Genomic DNA, 15,890 nt, shown 5'->3' with positions numbered 1-15,890 from the left:
ATGACAATGAGACGACGTTTTCGAGACGCGTGCCCCGCGAACCGGAGCACGCCGTCAGCCCGAATCAGATCAACGCAGATCCGGATTAAGTGTGTACGTCCCGGTGACCCTGGCACTGGCCAGGACATGGCCGGCCATGGCTTCACGCACATCGTTGCCATCGAATTCACCATCCAGGCCCAGACTCTCGACGTCCAGGGCATGCACCTCATAGTGGTAATGGTGAATAATTTCATCGTTCCAGGGCGGGCATGGACCATCATAACCTGCGTAAGTACCCGCCATGTCAGGGTTGCCGGCCAGGAACTGGGTGTAGTTGTTGACGCCGCGGATGCCGATCGGTCCCGGGCCAGGTTCCTTCCCCTTGGGGATGACGCCATCACTGTCCTCACCTTCAGGAATCCGGTTGATGTGGGCGGGTACATCCGCCAGTAGCCAGTGGAAGAAATCCACCCTCGGGATGTCCTTTGAAACCGTTTTGCCCTCCTGATTCACATCATCGGCCACACTGGGTACATCCGGATCAAACATCATGACCACAAAGCTGCGGGTGCCGTCCGGGGCGTTCTCCCAGCTGATTTCCGGGTTGCGGTTGGGACCGAAACTCATGTGATCTTCCTGGCTGTAGACCCCAAACGCGAACTTTTCCGGGATGGGTTTCCCTTCGTCGATGCCTCGAACCTCTAGTTTCACGGTGCTGCCTCCTGTTGTTGGTTAGCCTTTATCTCGGTAACTGTATCCGGATACTGTCCGTTCTGTGATAAAAAGGTTTTAACAATGGTGGTGTCCTTATGTCCAGATTAGCAGACACCGCCGCAACCACCCGAGAGCCAGTCATCCCGCATGTTCAACAAAGGCGATATCATCCACCACACCCGTGATGCCCTGGGGAGTATCCTGGTGATCGACTACCGCAAACACCGGGTCCTGACCTTCAACTCGGTGTTTGAACAAAGCAAGATCGACCGCCGCTTTCCTCATCTTCCGGTACACGAATATAACCGTGCGATGATGTTGCCTGCGGCCTTTGCCCGCCCCGGACATGTCACCGTTCTGGGCCTCGGCGGCGGGGTCATGGTGAACGCATTCCACCACCTGTACCCGGACTGCCGTATTCACGCGGTGGAACTGAGGCAGGCCGTGCTGGATGTGGCCCTGGAGTTTTTCGGCCTGCCGGACAGTGATCGCCTGGCGGTCACTATCGCCGACGCGCGCAATGCCCTGGCAGCCGTGCCAGATGCCAGTACCGACATGATACTGGCGGACCTTTATAACGCCGACCGCATGAGTCCTGCCCAGGCCCAGCGTCAGTTTGTGGATGAATGCAGCCGGGCGCTGAGCGACCGTGGCTGGCTGGTGCTCAACTATCACCGCACACCGGATCCGGAAGGCCCTTATTTTCGACAGCTCAAGAAAAACTTTGCTGTGCTGATGATGTTCAGAAGCAAGAGCAACAACACCGTGATATACGCCAGCAAACACCCTTTCGATGCCCTGCATTCAAAAGATCCGCTACTGGCGGAACTGGAAGAACGCCTGCCCATCGATTGGCGCAAGCTGATGACCAAGGTTAACCGGCTGTAGCCAGGCTGTTCAGGTCCACTTTTCCCGGGGAGGTTGGTACTGCCGCATCTGGTCCAGCAGGGTTTCGGGATCCTCCGATTTGATGAGCATGTCGATGTATTCCTGCTTCAGGAAGCCTGCGCGCTCCATCTCAGACACCATCGTCAGCAATGGATCATAAAAGCCATTGACGTTGAATAGCGCGCAGGGCTTTTGATGGAAACCCAGTTGGCCCCAGGTCCAGGCTTCGAAAATTTCTTCCAGGGTGCCAATACCACCCGGCAGGGCAACAAAGCCATCCGCCAACTCCGCCATTTTCGCCTTACGCTCGTGCATATCCTTCACCACATGCAGTTCCGTCAATTCGCCGTGAGCAAGCTCCCGATCGCGCAGGTGTTCCGGGATCACACCGTAGACTTTTCCCCCTGCCGCCAGAACAGAATCCGCCACAACGCCCATCAATCCGACATGACCGCCACCAAATACGATATCGGCACCGTTGTGTCCGAAAAACGTGCCCAGCTCGCGGACCTTATCGGCATAAACTGGATCCTTTCCGCTCCGGGAACCGCAATAAACAGCGATTTTCATCAAATCTCCTCACAAAGTAGCAAGCAGGTGGCTCCGAGGTCGCATTGAGCCAACCGCCGAAAACTCTAGCATGGAAGTTTCAATAACAAGAACTGCAGGAGTCCCCTATGGCCGGGCGCATCTTGCTCCTTATTGCCTGTCTGTTCTGGTTGACCACAGCCCACGCGGAGCTTTCCGGGGAGAGACGGGCATTGATCCAGGAGCTGTTCCCCTCAGCAACCGTCATCAAGGACAGGTTGCCGGACTTCCCTGTGTATCCGGTGTACCAGTTACAGGAACTGCTGGGCTACGCCTATGTGTCTACCGACTTCACCCGCCTCCAGGGTTTTGCCGGTAAACCGATCAAGCTGCTGATCGGACTCGATACCCGTGGCCGGTTTACCGGCGTGAAAGTCCTTAACCACCATGAACCGGTCTTTCTGCATGGCCTGGGTGAAGAGCCCCTGTTTCAGTTTACCGACCAGTACGAGAACCGCTCACTGCGGGAACAGATCATTGTTGGCACCTCGAACTCCAGCCGTTCCGGTCGGGATGCGGGCGGCAACGTGGTTTACTTTGACGGTGTCAGTAAAGCAACAGTATCGGTCCTGATTCTGAACGACACCGTCCTGTCATCCGCTTTGCAGGTAGCGCGGCAAAAACTGGAGGGCTTCGCCCAGGCCGCACCCACGCGGGCAAAACCAGATTTCTATGAGCCCTTGTCCTGGCATCAGTTGATCGACCGGGGCTACATCGGCCATTGGCAGGTGGATGCAAAGACGGTTGAAGTCGCCATCGGTCGCCCGTTGTCCGATTATCCCACGGCCATCGAGCCGCCCGAGGGGGAACCCTTCAGCGAGCTGTTCTTTGGTTATATCAATGCGCCCATGGTTGGTCGCAACCTGCTGGGTGACGAGGGCTATCAGCAACTCATGAAGAGATACGAAGGCGGCGCCCAGGTGTTGGCGGTGTTTTCCCATGGCAGCTTCCTTCATGTCGCAGAAGATTTTGTGCCCGGCAGCGCACCCGATCGCATTGGCCTGACCCAGAACAACCTTGCCGTGGAAATGCGGGATCTCAACCTGCTGGGCCCCACCCTCCAGCTGCAGCTGGGGGGTATACCAGCCTTCGACGCCAGCCACCTGTTCCGTGTCGGCGGCAGCCTCGGGTTCAATCCGGGGGCAGAGGCGAACCTTAAGCTGAACATCACCCTCGCGCGCAATCACCTGATGGTGGATCACACGACTTTCGACATCCCCGTCCGCTTCAACGACGACCTGTTTGAGACCGTTGAAATCGCCGCGTCCCCGGAAGACACACGGGAGCCCGTGTGGGTCGGTTTGTGGAAGGAACGCTGGTGGCAAATCTCTGTTCTGTTGATCGGCCTGGCGGTTCTTACGGTTTTTTTCGCCAAACAGAAGTCCCTCAGCCGCCACCCCAGGCTGGTGCGTCGTTTCCGCTGGGGTTTCCTGTTTTTTACCCTGTTCTTCATCGGATTCTATGCCCAGGGCCAGCTCTCGGTGGTGAATATTTACACCATATTCCTGGCCATCTGGGACGGCTTCTCACTGGATGTCTTCCTGTTGGACCCGGTGATCTTCATTCTCTGGATTTACACCTTCATTACCCTGTTCATCTGGGGGCGGGGGCTGTTCTGCGGCTGGCTGTGTCCGTTCGGTGTATTGCAGGAAATGGCCGCCTGGCTGGGCGAAAAGCTGAAGTTCAGGCAGGTCCGGGTGCCGGAACGCTGGCACCGCCGGCTCATCCTCCTCAAGTATCCCATTCTCCTGGGGCTGGTTGGCACCGCGTTCTATTCACTGACCCTGGCGGAACAACTGGCGGAGGTGGAGCCTTTCAAGACCAGCATTACCCTGCTGTTTGTGCGCTACTGGCCGTTTGTGGTCTATGCGGTGGGACTGCTGGTGATCGGTATGTTTATCCACAAATTCTACTGTCGGTATCTCTGCCCTTTGGCCGCCGGGCTGGCGGTGCTGGGCCGGTTCCGATTGTTCAGCTGGCTGGATCGGGTCGAGCTGTGCGGCAACCCTTGCCAGCATTGCAAGAACGAATGCGGTATCAATGCCATCCGCAAGGATGGGCGGGTGGATTACGATGAATGCATCCAGTGTCTGGAGTGTGTGGTGATTCTGCGAGACGAGGACCAATGCGTGGACAAGCGGATCCAGAACAAGAAGCGGGAAAGACAGGCAAGTATACTGGCCACGGATGCGGGCTGAGCCGGCTACCAAGAGTTGAGAGACAGCGGGACATTGGTCCAATTGTGCCTGCCACCCCCTCCGCGTTAGTATTGTCGAGTCAGAGTTAGCACCCTATCTTTCATTCGTTTCCAGTGAGGACAGCCAAGCGCTTTTGTCCAAAGAGCGCTTGGCTTTCTTCACTTAAAGGTCTGATTGTCATGGATAACCTTCATCACATTGTCGTCGTCGGCGGTGGTGCCGGCGGTCTTGAGCTCGTCACCAGCCTGGGCAACAAACTTGGCAGGAAACGCAGGGCGCGCATTACCCTGGTGGATGCCGGCCTGACCCATGTCTGGAAACCCCTGCTCCACGAAGTGGCCTCCGGGTCTCTCGATGCCAGTGCCAACGAGATCAACTACCGCGCCCATGCCCAAAAGCACCATTACGAGTTCCAGCTCGGTTGCATGAGCGGACTGGACCGTGACGCCAAACAGCTGGTGATTGCCCCTTTCCACGATGAGGAAGGCGTGGAAGTGGTTCCGGAGCGTCACATCAGTTATGACACCCTGGTGGTGGCTGTCGGCAGTACCGCCAACGATTTCGGCACCCCCGGAGCCCAGGAGCACTGCCTGTTCCTGGACAGCCTGATGCAGGCTCGCCGTTTCCATAACCTGTTGCTGAATGCGTTCCTGCGCAAGAACCACGATGCCAACCAGGGTCAGACCCACGAACTGCCGATCACCATCATCGGTGCCGGGGCCACAGGCGTAGAACTGGCAGCAGAGCTGCGCCTGGCCTCACGGGAGTTACCGGTGTTTGGTATGAGTCATCTGCAGGCATCGGATGTATCCATCTCTGTCATCGAAGCGGCCGACCGTATTCTGCCGGCATTGCCCGAACGCCTCTCCGCCGCCGCGACCCGGGAACTGGAGCGGCAAAGCGTCAAGATGATGACCGGACAACCGGTAAGCGAAGTGCGCGCGCAAAGCATTGTAATGAAGGACGGCACCGAACTGCCTTCTGAGATGACCATCTGGGCCGCCGGTATCAAGGCACCCGGCTTCCTGGCGGAGCTCGACGGCCTCGAAGTGAACCGGGGCAATCAGCTGGTGGTGGAGCAGACTCTGCAAACCACCCGTGACAACAACATTTTTGCCCTGGGTGATTGTGCGGCCTGCCCCCAGCCGGATTCTGAAAGACCGGTGCCGCCAAGGGCCCAGGCCGCACACCAGCAGGCGGATGCACTGTTCAAGACACTCTGTAATCGACTTGAAGGCAAAGCAGCCGTGCCCTTTGTCTACAATGATTACGGTTCATTGATCAACTTCAGTCACTACACCACCGTCGGCAACCTGATGGGCAATCTGTCCGGGCGCAGCATGTACATTGAAGGCAAGGTGGCTCGCCTGTTCTATGTTTCCCTGTACCGCATGCACCAGGTCGCCCTGCACGGATTCCTGAGGACCGGCGTGATCTGGCTGATGGACAGGATCAACCGCGCCATGCATCCGCGGCTTAAACTGCACTAGTCTAATTCGTTAATCCACTGAGTCCTTGGACCCAGTCAATCATCGGGGCGGGGTAGACCCCAAGCACGAGAATCGCCGCTGCCAGGGCCATCATGGTCAGGCCGCCAATGCGACTGCCCCAGTCATTAGTGACATCCCGGCGGCGCATACCGGGTTCCGGCAGGTACAGGGTGACCATCACTCGCAGGTAGTAGTACAGGCCAATGGCACTGCCTGCGACAACCCCGCCCACCAGCCACCAGCGACCGTCGGCAACGCCCAGGGCAATCACGTAGAACTTCCCGATAAAGCCAGCAGTTAACGGAATGCCCGCCAGCGACAGGAAGCTGACCGTCATCACCGCTGCCAGGTATGGCCTGCGCCAGAACAGCCCCCGATAAACCGGTAACCCGTCAGCATCTTCGCCGCCAAACGGACTTGAGACCAGGGTGACCACACCGAAGGCCGCCAGGGTGGTAACCAGGTAGGTGATCAGGTACACCCCCGTGGTTTCCGTGGCCAGGGCGTTGCCCGCAACAATCGCCACCAGCAGATAACCGAAATGAGCGATGGAGGAATAACCCAGCAGGCGTTTGAGATTGGCCTGGAACAGGGCCAGAAGATTGCCCCCCAACATGGTCAGCAGGGCCAGCACCGTAATCAGGGTCTGCAGCCACTCACTGCTGAAGAACGGTGCCGCCAGCACCAGCCTTAACAGCACAACGAACACCGCCAGCTTGCTGACGGTGGCCAGGAAGATGGTGGCGGGCGCCGGGCCACCCTGATAAACGTCGGGTGTCCACAGGTGGAAGGGCACCACGGACAGCTTGAAACCCAGCCCCACCACGATCAGGGCAGCGCCGGCGAGCATCCAGGCATCCGGTGCCTGTACCAGTGCTCCGGTCACAGCGGCCAGATCCAGGTAACCGGTTCGGGTGTAGATCAGCGCCATACCAAACAGCAGGAACGCCGTTGCCGCCGCTGACAACAGCAGATACTTGATACCCGCTTCCAACGAGCGCTCCGCGCGAAAGCTGTAAGCCAGCATGCCGTACAGGGGCATGGACAGAAGCTCCAGGCTGATAAACAGCATTGCCAGGTGGTCGCTGGCCACCAGCGCCAGGGCGCCGGCAGTGGCGCACAACAGCAGCAGATAAAACTCTTCCTTCGGTCCGATATAGCCGGTCAGGTAATGATGGCTCAGGATCACCGTCACCAGCGCCGAGACCAGGACCAGCGTGCCAGCCATAACCGCCAAGCCATCCACCTGCATCAGAGGCGGGGAGCTGGCCGCCGGCAAGGTCAGGGGCAGCGTCAACAAACCAATAACCAGGCCCGCCGCCGCGACCAGCGCGGTAACCGCATGATTCCTCTGCCAGGCAACCCCAAGCATGACGATCACCGCCGTCGAAGCGACAATAATCAGGGGCAGTACCGTGACAAGGTGCGCGGTCGTCAGCATCAGCGCACCTCCCCGGCAACGACGCCCAGACTGCCTTCCGCGAACAGCTCGGCAATGGAAGCAGACAGGCCAGCAGTGATATCCAGCAGAGGCTGGGGATACAGTCCGACCAGAATGACCAGTGCCAACAGGCTCAGCATCATGATGTACTCCCGCCAGTCCGGTCCCGCCAGCGCGCCCTGTCGGTACACGGGCCCGAAATGCACCCGCTGCATCAGGATCAGGGAATAGATAGCCGCAAGCACCAGACCGGCACTGGCAATCACCACAACCACCGGCGCGGTCGGGAAAGTGCCGAACAGAATCATGAATTCGCCCACGAAGTTGGCGGTGGCGGGCATGCCCAGGGAGGCCGCGACAAAGCACAGGGTAAAGCCCGGCAAGACCGGTATCCGCCCCCAGAGGCCGCCCATGGTGCTCATATCACGCGTATGGATGCGTTCATACAGCTGCCCGCTCAGGATAAACAGACCGGCCGAGGAAAAGGCGTGGGCCACCATCAGCACCACCGCACCCTGAATGGCCAGTTCCGAGCCGGAGTAGATGGCAATCAGCACAAAGCCCATGTGGGAGATACTGGTGTAGGCGATCAGCCGCTTGATGTCCTGCTGGCCGCACGCCAGCACCGCGCCATAGATGATACCGATCAGGCCCAGCATCATGGCCACCGGCGCAAAGGCCCGTGACTCCTCAGGGAACAGCGGCAGCCCGAAGCGCAGCATGCCGTAGGCGGCGGTTTTCAGCAGGATGCCGGCCAGATCGACACTGCCGGCGGTCGGGGCCTGGGCATGGGCGTCTGGCAGCCAGCCATGGAAGGGCACCACCGGCAGTTTGACGGCAAATGCGACAAAGAAGCCCAGCATCAGCCAGGGCGCCATCGCCTCGGGCACGTCTGCCTGGCGCAGGGCGTCATAGCTGAACGTCCATTCGCCGCTGTTACCGAAATGGATAAACACCAGCGACAGGATCGCCACCAGCATCAATAATCCGCTGGCCTGGGTGTAGATGAAGAAACGGGTAGCGGCACGAATGCGGGTATGCCCCGGCGAGCCACTGTGGCCCCAGAGCGCAATCAGGAAATACATGGGCACCAGCATCATTTCCCAGAACAGGAAAAACAGAAACAGGTCAAGCGCGAGGAAGACCCCCACGACACCACCCAGAATCCACAACAGGTTCAGATGAAAAAAACCAATGCGATGGGTGATCTCGCGCCAGGAACACAGCACGGCCAGCGCACCGAGGAAACCGGTGAGGGCCACCAGGATCAGCGACAGGCCATCGATGGCGAGGTGCACCTCAACGCCGAAGCGGGGGATCCAGGGCGTCCGCCACTCCAGCAGCCACTGGTTCTGAGCCCCCTGGGGCAGAGCAAAGTCTCCGGTAGCCCACAGCCAGAGGCTGATCACCAGCACAAACAGCATGGTCGCCAGGGCAATCCACCGTGGCGCCTGCTCGCCCCAGCGATCCGCCTGCCAACACAAGAGGCCGCCCAGAAAAGGAATCAGAATCAGCCAGACCAGGATCATGCGACACCCTCCGGGAACAGAACCAGCGCCAGCAAAATCACCGAGGCACCCAGAATCATCGCCGTCGCGTAGCTGCGGACCCGGCCGTTCTGGGCCCGAACCAGTCCACCATTGAGGAGTTTGGCCAACAGGGCTGGCAGATTCATCGTCATGTTCACCAGATCGAACCTCAGCATCCGGACCAGATACTGCCAGGGCCTGACCAGAAGCCGGTCATACAGGGCATCAAAGCCCCAGGCCCGGTGCCACAGCGACCACAACAGGGCGCCCAGGCCATGCCCGGCCTGGTGCCGCAGCCACTGGGGCCGGGCCAGAAACAGCCAGCCTGCCGTTGCCAGGCCCGCGATTACAGTGCCGATGGCCAGTATCTGGAGCAGGGTATGCCCAGCGTCGGTGCTGGCGCCGGGCGGTGCCGGGAACAGGCTACCGAGATGCGGATACAGCCAGGCGCCCAGGGCAGTGGATAAAACCGCCAGCACCACCAGAGGCAGGTGATGGGTCAACGGGTTGGTACCCGGCTCGGCGTTACAGGTGTTGTCGCTGCCACAGTCTCCGTGGAAGGTCCCGAGAATCAAACGCACCGTGTAAATGCAGGTCAGAAACGCGCCCAGAAGGCCGGCCAGCAAAAGCCCCTGCTGGCCGGCAGCCACGGCTTGCCAGAGGATTTCATCCTTGCTGTAGAAGCCAGCCGTCACCAGCGGCAACGCCACCAGGGCCGCGCCGCCCACCAGGAAACCGCCATAGGCGACCGGCAGCCGCTTTCGCAATCCCCCCAGTCTCCCCATATCCTGCTCGTGGTGACAACTGATGATCACGGCGCCGGCCGACAGGAACAACAGCGCCTTGAAGAAGGCGTGGGTGACCAGGTGGAAAATCGCCGCATCAAAGGCGCCGACCCCAAGCGCCAGAAACATGTAGCCGATCTGGCTCATGGTGGAATAGGCCAGGATCCGCTTGATGTCGGTCTGGGCAAGAGCAGCAAACGCCGCCAGCAGCAGCGAGACCGCACCAATCACACCGACCAGCCAAAGCACATCCGGGGCCAGCAGGAAAATGCCGTTCAGCCGCGCGATCAGGTAGACCCCGGCGGTTACCATGGTGGCCGCGTGGATCAGCGCCGACACCGGGGTCGGGCCCGCCATGGCGTCCGGCAACCAGGTATGCAGCGGTAGCTGGGCCGATTTACCCAGGGCCCCGCCAAGCACCAGCAGCGCAACCAGGCTGGCGGTGGGGTCGCCGACCGACCAGACCTCGGAAGCCCGGACCATCACCTGCTGAATATCCAGGGTTCCTAGATCCCGGAAGATCAGGAACAGGCCCAAGGCCAGGAAGACATCCCCGATCCGGGTCACCACAAACGCCTTGAACGCAGCCCGGCCGTTGGCGCTGTCCTGGTAGTAGTAGCCGATCAGCAGGTAACTGCACAGGCCTACACCTTCCCAGCCCAGGAACAGCAGCAAAAGGTTATCCCCCAGCACCAGGATCAGCATGCTGAAGACGAACAGATTCATCCAGGCAAAGAAGCGGGTGACCCCGGCATCCCCCGCCATGTACCAGGCGGCGAACAGGTGGATGAGAAAACCGACGCCGGTAATAACCGCCATCATCACCAGGGCCAAGCCATCCACCGCCAGACCGATGGTTGGCCTGAACGCACCCGCCTCGATCCAGGTCCAGAGGGTAAAGCGCAGGGTTTCGTTGCCGCCGGCATGAAGAGCAATCGCCCAGGCCGTCGCCAACGCCGCCAGTCCGATGCTGGCAACACCGATCATGGAGGCCAGACTAGGACCCAGACGACCACCGGAAAACGCCAGCAGTAGGGTACCGATCAGGGGCAACGTAAACGACAGGGTAACGGCCAACTCCATCATCCGCGCATCCTGCTGGTCAGGTCCAGGTTCAGGGACCGCGCACGCTGGAAGAGCTGAATCATCAGTGCCAGCCCCACCGCGGCTTCAGCAGCGGCCAGGGTAATCACCAGCAGAAACATGGCCTGGCCTTCGGGCTGTTGCCAGGCCGTGGCACCCACCACAAAGGCAAGGGCCGCCGCATTCAGCATGACCTCAAGGCTCATCAGTACGAACAGCATGTTCCGCCTCAGCATCAGACCCGCCAGGCCCAGCACAAAGAGAATGGCGGCCAGGATCAGACCGTGTTCCACCGGGATGCCCGACATCAGTGACCACTCCTGTTCCGTAACGGATTTGAACGACGTCCAACGTGAGAGGCTGCAATCAGCGCCCCCAGTAGCAGCAGCCCCGACAGCTCAACCACCATAAGCCAGGGCCCGAACAGGGTGAGGGCAACCGACCGTGCGGTCAGCAGGTCGCCCTCAATGGCCTGCACCAAATCGCCTCGTATCAGCAGGGTCACCAATACCGCCAGCATGACGGTGGCCAGTAATGTGGGGCCAGCCCAGTGGCGTGGGTGGCGCCAGCCCGCGCTGTCTTCGTCCGGGCCCAGGTTGAGCATCATCACCACAAACACGAACAGGACCATGATGGCACCGGCATAGACGATGATTTCCAGCGCGCCGGCAAACGGCGCACCCAGCGCAAAAAACACCATCGCCACGGCAATCAGCGACACAATCAGGTACACCACCGCATGCACCGGGTTCTTGCCGGTGATCACACCCACGGTGGCCAGTACCGCCACCAGTCCACTCAGATAAAATGCCAGTTCCATGGATTCTCGCCTCCCGGGTTATGGCAACAGAGACCGCACGTCCACCGGTTCCTCCTCATTCAGGGCCTGGCCCTTATCCTTGCCTCCGATGGCCATGCCCGCCACCTTGTAGAAGTGGTAGTCGTGATCCTTGCCCGGCCCGTTGATCAGCAGGTCCTCTTTCTCGTAAACCAGTTCCTGCCGGTCGTACTCGCCCATCTCGAAGTCCGGGGTCAGCTGGATCGCCGAGGTGGGACAAGCTTCCTCACACATGCCGCAGAAAATGCAGCGGGAGAAATTGATCCGGAAGAATTCCGGGTACCAGCGGCCGTCCTCCTGCTCCCCCTTTTGCAGGGAAATGCAGTCTACCGGGCAGGCCACCGCGCAAAGGTTGCAGGCCACGCAGCGTTCCTCGCCGTCGGGATCGCGGGTCAACACGATCCGGCCCCGGTAGCGGGGCGGCATATAGACCGGCTCTTCCGGGTAGTTCACCGTCTCCCGCTTGCGGAAGCTGTGCATGAACACCATTCCGAGGGTCCGCAGCTGGGTCCAGGTCGCCGGTACCAGCCACAACACGGATTTGATGAACGGGACCTTTTCTTTCTCCATGACGGAATCCTCCTCAGCCTTCGGGTGCAACCAGCAGCATCACCGCGCCGGTTACCAGCAGATTGATCAGGGTCAGGGGCAGACAAATCTTCCAGCCAAAGCTCATCACCCGGTCATAGCGGGGTCGCGGCAATGAGGCCCGCAACAGGATGAACAGCACCAGGAAGAAGCCGGTTTTGATCGCAAACCAGAGCGCCGGTGGTAACCAGGGGCCATGCCAGCCGCCAAAGAACAGGGTCACGATGAGGGCGGACACCAGCACCATGCCGACATACTCACCGATAAAGAACAGGCCAAACTTCATGCCGGAGTATTCAATGTGGTACCCATCCGCCAGCTCCTGCTCGGCTTCAGGCTGGTCAAAGGGATGGCGGTGAGTCACGGCAATGCCGGCAATCAGGAAGGTGGCGAAGCCAAAGAACTGGGGAATGATGAACCAGAGCCCTTCCTGGGCAGCGACAATCTCGCGCATGTTGAAGGAACCGGCCAGAGCCACCACCCCCATCAGCGACAGGCCCATGAACACCTCGTAGGAAATGGTCTGGGCCGACGAGCGCAAGGCGCCCAGCAACGCGTATTTGTTGCCACTGGCCCATCCTCCGAGCAGTACGGCATAGACGTTGATGCCCGCCATTGCCAGGAAAAACAGCAACCCGATGTGCAGGTCCGCAATGCCCCATCCGGGCGTTATCGGAACGACGATGAACGACAGCAGCAGGGAGGCAAAGGCGATTATTGGTGCCAGCAGGAAAAGCGGCCGGTCCGCAAACGGCGGAATCCAGTCTTCCTTGAAGAAAATCTTGATCATGTCGGCCACCAACTGGAGAGTTCCAAATGGCCCAACACGGTTGGGGCCGTAGCGATCCTGCCAGAGCCCCAGCAGCCGACGCTCGACAATGGTCAGGGCGGCGCCCAGCAGCACCGCACCCAACAGAATCACCAGGGCCTGGAACATGGCCCAGAGATTCGCCTGCCATTCCGGCGTCAGCCAGCTCATGGGCGCACCTCCTCGCCGGGTGTCGGCGTGGAACCCGGGCCGGCAGTGAGCGTGACCGGACCATTAGCGATACCCGCCGGAACGCTGCCGGCCGGCAGACCCACCAGCCCCCGGGGCCAGTCCACCTGTACCCGGGCCGGCAGCGTGACGCAGGAATGCTCGCCGGTAACCGTAACCAGCCCACCCGGCTCGGCACCCAGTGCCGTGGCATCGGCTTCCGAAAGCAGCAGCACCGGTGACTCCATCCGCTGACGAATGGGCTCCGCCCGGTCAGAAGTCTCCTCGCCGCCGAACAGGCGGGGCAGAACGATGGCCCGGTAATCCGTGTCGGACGGCTGAAAGGCCGCCGGAATGTCACACTCATAGCGATACTGGCCAGGCCACGGCTCGAGTATCCGGATGCCCGGGTCACCCCCGCGCAAATGGCCGCCAACCTCATCAGTGAATTTGTTCCAGGCCTGGGGCGAATTCCAGCCTGGCGCCCAGGCAAACGGCACCTGCTGGTGGGGATGGCGGAAACTGCTGTAGCCCTCCATGGAAAAGGCGAATGCGGTGTCCGGGTCCTGGGGCACCCGGGGCTCACTGACGCTCTGGTTTGCCCGCATGGATGTCCGGCCACTGTATCGGTGGGGCTCACGGGCCAGCCGTAGCCCCTCGATCCGGAACCCGGCACCGGGGGCGGCAGCGGGAATCTTCACGAGGTCCGGGCAGGCCTGGCTGCAGGCCGCCGTTACCTGGTCGAGGGTAATGTCCCCCGGCGTATCGCCGTTCAGTTTGGCCGAGAGCCCGTGCAGCCAACGCCAGCTCTCATGGATCCGGGCTTCCGGGCGGAGATAGCCCGGCTCGAACACCTGGAAGAAGCGCTGAGCCCGTCCTTCCAGGCTCACCAGGGTGCCATCGCCCTCAGCAAAGCTGGCCGCCGGCAGCGAGAAGCTTGCGCGATTCAGCGTGCGGGTACGCTGATGGTCCAGCACCACCAGCGTCTGGACGTTGGCCAGGGCTGCATCGACCCGGGTTTCCGGCAGGCGCTGATAAAGGTCATTCTCAAGGATAACCGCCGCATCGGCGCTTCCGTCTGCCAACTGATCCATTGCCCACTCCAGGGGCTGGCCGCCCAGCAGGGACAGGCCCGTGCTGTTCACCTCCCGGCGAACGAATAACAGCCCGCCCTGGCTGGCCCGCCGGGCGAGCGCCCGGGCAATGTTGCCGGCGGCCCGAATGATGGCCGGAGAATCCAGGGCACCGCCGCTGACCACCAGTGGCCGTTCAGCGGCCATCAGCGCGCCGGCAATCTCCGAAGCACGGGATCGCAGCGTTTCGTCCAGATCAGGCACGTCAGGGGCTGCCGGATCAATGACGTGCGCTACCGCAAATCCGAGCCGGGCGATGTCGTCAGAGGCCAGCGCCAGCCGGTTCCGGGCCAGGGCATCCAGCTCGGTTTCGGCCGGATAGGCAATAAATAGCGGCTGGCGATGGTCCTGGGCCAGGGTTTTCATGGCTTCGGCATTCCATTGGGGGATTCCCAGCTTTGCCGCGTGTTCCGCCGTTGGCGCGGTGATCGCCTGTCGGATAGCAAGGCCAAGCCGCGCCGCGCTCTCCATGGGGTCTTCCCCGAGCAGGAGCACGGCATCGTGTCCTTCCACCTCCCGCAACGTGGGTGCTGGCAGTCCGCAACTGCGGCCCAGGTCATTCATCAGGTCGAGGCAGACCTGTTCGTTCTCATTGATTCCTATGGAAAAGTTGGCTTCACCCACCAGTTCCCGCAGCTGATGATTGCTTTCAAGGCTGGCACGGGGCGAGCCAATACCGATAACCCGACCTGCGTGGCGCAGGGTCTCCGTTATCCGGGCCAGGGCCGTATCCACCCCGAGTTCCTCCGGCTCCTGCTCCGGTTCACGCTCCAGGCCCGACCGGAACTCAGGCACTCTGGGCCGATCCTGCCGGTTCACATAGCCATAGCCGAAACGGCCGAGATCACACAGGAAATAGCCGTTCACCTCACCGTGGTAGCGATTCTCGATCCGCCGGATTTCGCCATAGCGTTCGCCCGGGCTTATGTTGCACCCCACCGCGCACTGGTGGCAGATCCCCGGCGCGAACTGCAGGTCCCACTTGCGGGTGTAGTGCTCGGAGTGGCTCTGATCGGTGAAGACACCGGTCGGGCAGACTTCGGTCAAGTTGCCGGCGAAGCGACTTTCCAGGGTGCCTTCCTGGTGTCGTCCGAAGTAGACATTGTCCTTGGACCCGAAGGCACCCAGGTCAGTCCCGCCAGCGTAGTCGTTGTAGAAGCGCACACAGCGGTAACAGGTGATACACCGGTTCATCTCGTGGGCGATGAAGGGGCCCAGATACTGGTTGCGCCGGGTGCGTTTGCGGAACCGGTATCGGCGGCGATCGTGGCCGGTCATCACCGTCATGTCCTGCAGGTGGCAGTGGCCACCTTCCTCGCAGACCGGGCAGTCGTGGGGGTGGTTGATCATCAGCCACTCCACCACGCTGGCCCGGAAAGCGCGGGCTTCTTCATCCTCAATATCAATGCGGGTGCCGTTTGCCGCCGGGGTCATGCAGGACATCACCAGCATGCCCCTGTCGTCCTCGCTGTCCTTGTACTGGCGCACGGCGCACTGGCGGCAGGCGCCGACACTGCCCATGGCCGGGTGCCAGCAGAAATAGGGAATATCCAGACCCAGGGACAGGCAGGCCTGGAGCAGGTTGTCGGCCCCGCTCACCTCGTAGTTCTGGCCGTCCACGTGAATGGTTGCCATGGCGCCGGTTTACTCCCTGTTG

13 protein-coding genes are annotated in these 15,890 nt (G+C 60.8%); 3 read left to right on the top strand and 10 right to left on the bottom strand.

Annotated features, from left to right (window positions below):
- Positions 1 to 69 precede the first annotated feature (69 nt).
- Complete coding sequence (locus MARLIPOL_RS11340) at positions 70 to 693, bottom strand: YbhB/YbcL family Raf kinase inhibitor-like protein (RefSeq protein ID WP_012138255.1); 624 nt, start codon at positions 691 to 693, stop codon at positions 70 to 72.
- Between the two features lie 150 nt (positions 694 to 843).
- Between MARLIPOL_RS11340 and MARLIPOL_RS11335 the strand changes: the two genes are divergently transcribed.
- Positions 844 to 1,584, top strand: coding sequence for a spermidine synthase (locus tag MARLIPOL_RS11335; RefSeq protein WP_012138254.1), 741 nt, complete (start codon positions 844 to 846; stop codon positions 1,582 to 1,584).
- 9 nt (positions 1,585 to 1,593) lie between these two features.
- On the opposite strand, the gene MARLIPOL_RS11330 is transcribed toward MARLIPOL_RS11335, so the two are convergent.
- Complete coding sequence (locus MARLIPOL_RS11330) at positions 1,594 to 2,154, bottom strand: LOG family protein (RefSeq protein ID WP_012138253.1); 561 nt, start codon at positions 2,152 to 2,154, stop codon at positions 1,594 to 1,596.
- A gap of 107 nt (positions 2,155 to 2,261) precedes the next feature.
- Between MARLIPOL_RS11330 and MARLIPOL_RS11325 the strand changes: the two genes are divergently transcribed.
- Both MARLIPOL_RS11325 and MARLIPOL_RS11320 read left to right on the top strand, forming a co-directional pair.
- The gene (locus MARLIPOL_RS11325) at positions 2,262 to 4,370 is read left to right on the top strand and encodes a NosR/NirI family protein (protein ID WP_012138251.1); all 2,109 of its coding nucleotides are present in this window, start codon (positions 2,262 to 2,264) and stop codon (positions 4,368 to 4,370) included.
- Between the two features lie 179 nt (positions 4,371 to 4,549).
- The gene (locus MARLIPOL_RS11320) at positions 4,550 to 5,860 is read left to right on the top strand and encodes an NAD(P)/FAD-dependent oxidoreductase (protein WP_012138250.1); all 1,311 of its coding nucleotides are present in this window, start codon (positions 4,550 to 4,552) and stop codon (positions 5,858 to 5,860) included.
- A gap of 1 nt (position 5,861) precedes the next feature.
- On the opposite strand, the gene nuoN is transcribed toward MARLIPOL_RS11320, so the two are convergent.
- From nuoN to nuoG, 8 genes are read right to left on the bottom strand one after another with little or no spacing between them, the layout of a single operon-like run.
- Positions 5,862 to 7,304: an NADH-quinone oxidoreductase subunit NuoN gene (gene nuoN / locus MARLIPOL_RS11315; protein ID WP_228677618.1), complete on the bottom strand. Its 1,443-nt coding sequence runs from the start codon at positions 7,302 to 7,304 to the stop codon at positions 5,862 to 5,864.
- Positions 7,301 to 8,830: an NADH-quinone oxidoreductase subunit M gene (nuoM, locus tag MARLIPOL_RS11310; RefSeq protein ID WP_012138248.1), complete on the bottom strand. Its 1,530-nt coding sequence runs from the start codon at positions 8,828 to 8,830 to the stop codon at positions 7,301 to 7,303. The genes nuoN and nuoM overlap by 4 nt, the downstream gene beginning before the upstream one ends.
- Positions 8,827 to 10,701, bottom strand: a complete 1,875-nt coding sequence (gene nuoL / locus MARLIPOL_RS11305; RefSeq protein WP_012138247.1) for an NADH-quinone oxidoreductase subunit L — start codon at positions 10,699 to 10,701, stop codon at positions 8,827 to 8,829. The genes nuoM and nuoL overlap by 4 nt, the downstream gene beginning before the upstream one ends.
- On the bottom strand, positions 10,698 to 11,006 hold the full coding sequence (gene nuoK / locus MARLIPOL_RS11300) for an NADH-quinone oxidoreductase subunit NuoK (RefSeq protein ID WP_012138246.1): 309 nt from the start codon (positions 11,004 to 11,006) through the stop codon (positions 10,698 to 10,700). The genes nuoL and nuoK overlap by 4 nt, the downstream gene beginning before the upstream one ends.
- Complete coding sequence (gene nuoJ / locus MARLIPOL_RS11295; RefSeq protein WP_012138245.1) at positions 11,006 to 11,518, bottom strand: NADH-quinone oxidoreductase subunit J; 513 nt, start codon at positions 11,516 to 11,518, stop codon at positions 11,006 to 11,008. The genes nuoK and nuoJ overlap by 1 nt, the downstream gene beginning before the upstream one ends.
- A gap of 18 nt (positions 11,519 to 11,536) precedes the next feature.
- The gene (gene nuoI / locus MARLIPOL_RS11290) at positions 11,537 to 12,106 is read right to left on the bottom strand and encodes an NADH-quinone oxidoreductase subunit NuoI (RefSeq protein ID WP_012138244.1); all 570 of its coding nucleotides are present in this window, start codon (positions 12,104 to 12,106) and stop codon (positions 11,537 to 11,539) included.
- Positions 12,107 to 12,119: 13 nt separating this feature from the next.
- On the bottom strand, positions 12,120 to 13,103 hold the full coding sequence (gene nuoH, locus MARLIPOL_RS11285) for an NADH-quinone oxidoreductase subunit NuoH (RefSeq protein ID WP_012138243.1): 984 nt from the start codon (positions 13,101 to 13,103) through the stop codon (positions 12,120 to 12,122).
- The gene (gene nuoG / locus MARLIPOL_RS11280; RefSeq protein WP_012138242.1) at positions 13,100 to 15,868 is read right to left on the bottom strand and encodes an NADH-quinone oxidoreductase subunit NuoG; all 2,769 of its coding nucleotides are present in this window, start codon (positions 15,866 to 15,868) and stop codon (positions 13,100 to 13,102) included. The genes nuoH and nuoG overlap by 4 nt, the downstream gene beginning before the upstream one ends.
- Between the last annotated feature and the right edge of the window lie 22 nt (positions 15,869 to 15,890).

The organism is Marinobacter lipolyticus SM19, from assembly GCF_000397065.2.
Taxonomy (GTDB): domain Bacteria; phylum Pseudomonadota; class Gammaproteobacteria; order Pseudomonadales; family Oleiphilaceae; genus Marinobacter; species Marinobacter lipolyticus.
Note: the sequence above shows the minus strand (reverse complement) of the source record. Positions and strands in the feature narration are given on the sequence as shown.

Bases quoted from the DNA above. Each gene is read 5' to 3' on its own strand.
- nuoI (WP_012138244.1), bottom strand. From the start codon at position 12,106: ATGGAGAAAGAAAAGGTCCCGTTCATCAAATCCGTGTTGTGGCTGGTA.
- MARLIPOL_RS11325 (WP_012138251.1), top strand. From the start codon at position 2,262: ATGGCCGGGCGCATCTTGCTCCTTATTGCCTGTCTGTTCTGGTTGACC.
- MARLIPOL_RS11335 (WP_012138254.1), top strand. From the start codon at position 844: ATGTTCAACAAAGGCGATATCATCCACCACACCCGTGATGCCCTGGGG.
- nuoK (WP_012138246.1), bottom strand. From the start codon at position 11,006: ATGTCGGGCATCCCGGTGGAACACGGTCTGATCCTGGCCGCCATTCTC.
- nuoJ (WP_012138245.1), bottom strand. From the start codon at position 11,518: ATGGAACTGGCATTTTATCTGAGTGGACTGGTGGCGGTACTGGCCACC.
- nuoM (WP_012138248.1), bottom strand. From the start codon at position 8,830: ATGATCCTGGTCTGGCTGATTCTGATTCCTTTTCTGGGCGGCCTCTTG.
- nuoG (WP_012138242.1), bottom strand. From the start codon at position 15,868: ATGGCAACCATTCACGTGGACGGCCAGAACTACGAGGTGAGCGGGGCC.
- nuoH (WP_012138243.1), bottom strand. From the start codon at position 13,103: ATGAGCTGGCTGACGCCGGAATGGCAGGCGAATCTCTGGGCCATGTTC.
- nuoL (WP_012138247.1), bottom strand. From the start codon at position 10,701: ATGATGGAGTTGGCCGTTACCCTGTCGTTTACGTTGCCCCTGATCGGT.
- MARLIPOL_RS11330 (WP_012138253.1), bottom strand. From the start codon at position 2,154: ATGAAAATCGCTGTTTATTGCGGTTCCCGGAGCGGAAAGGATCCAGTT.
- MARLIPOL_RS11320 (WP_012138250.1), top strand. From the start codon at position 4,550: ATGGATAACCTTCATCACATTGTCGTCGTCGGCGGTGGTGCCGGCGGT.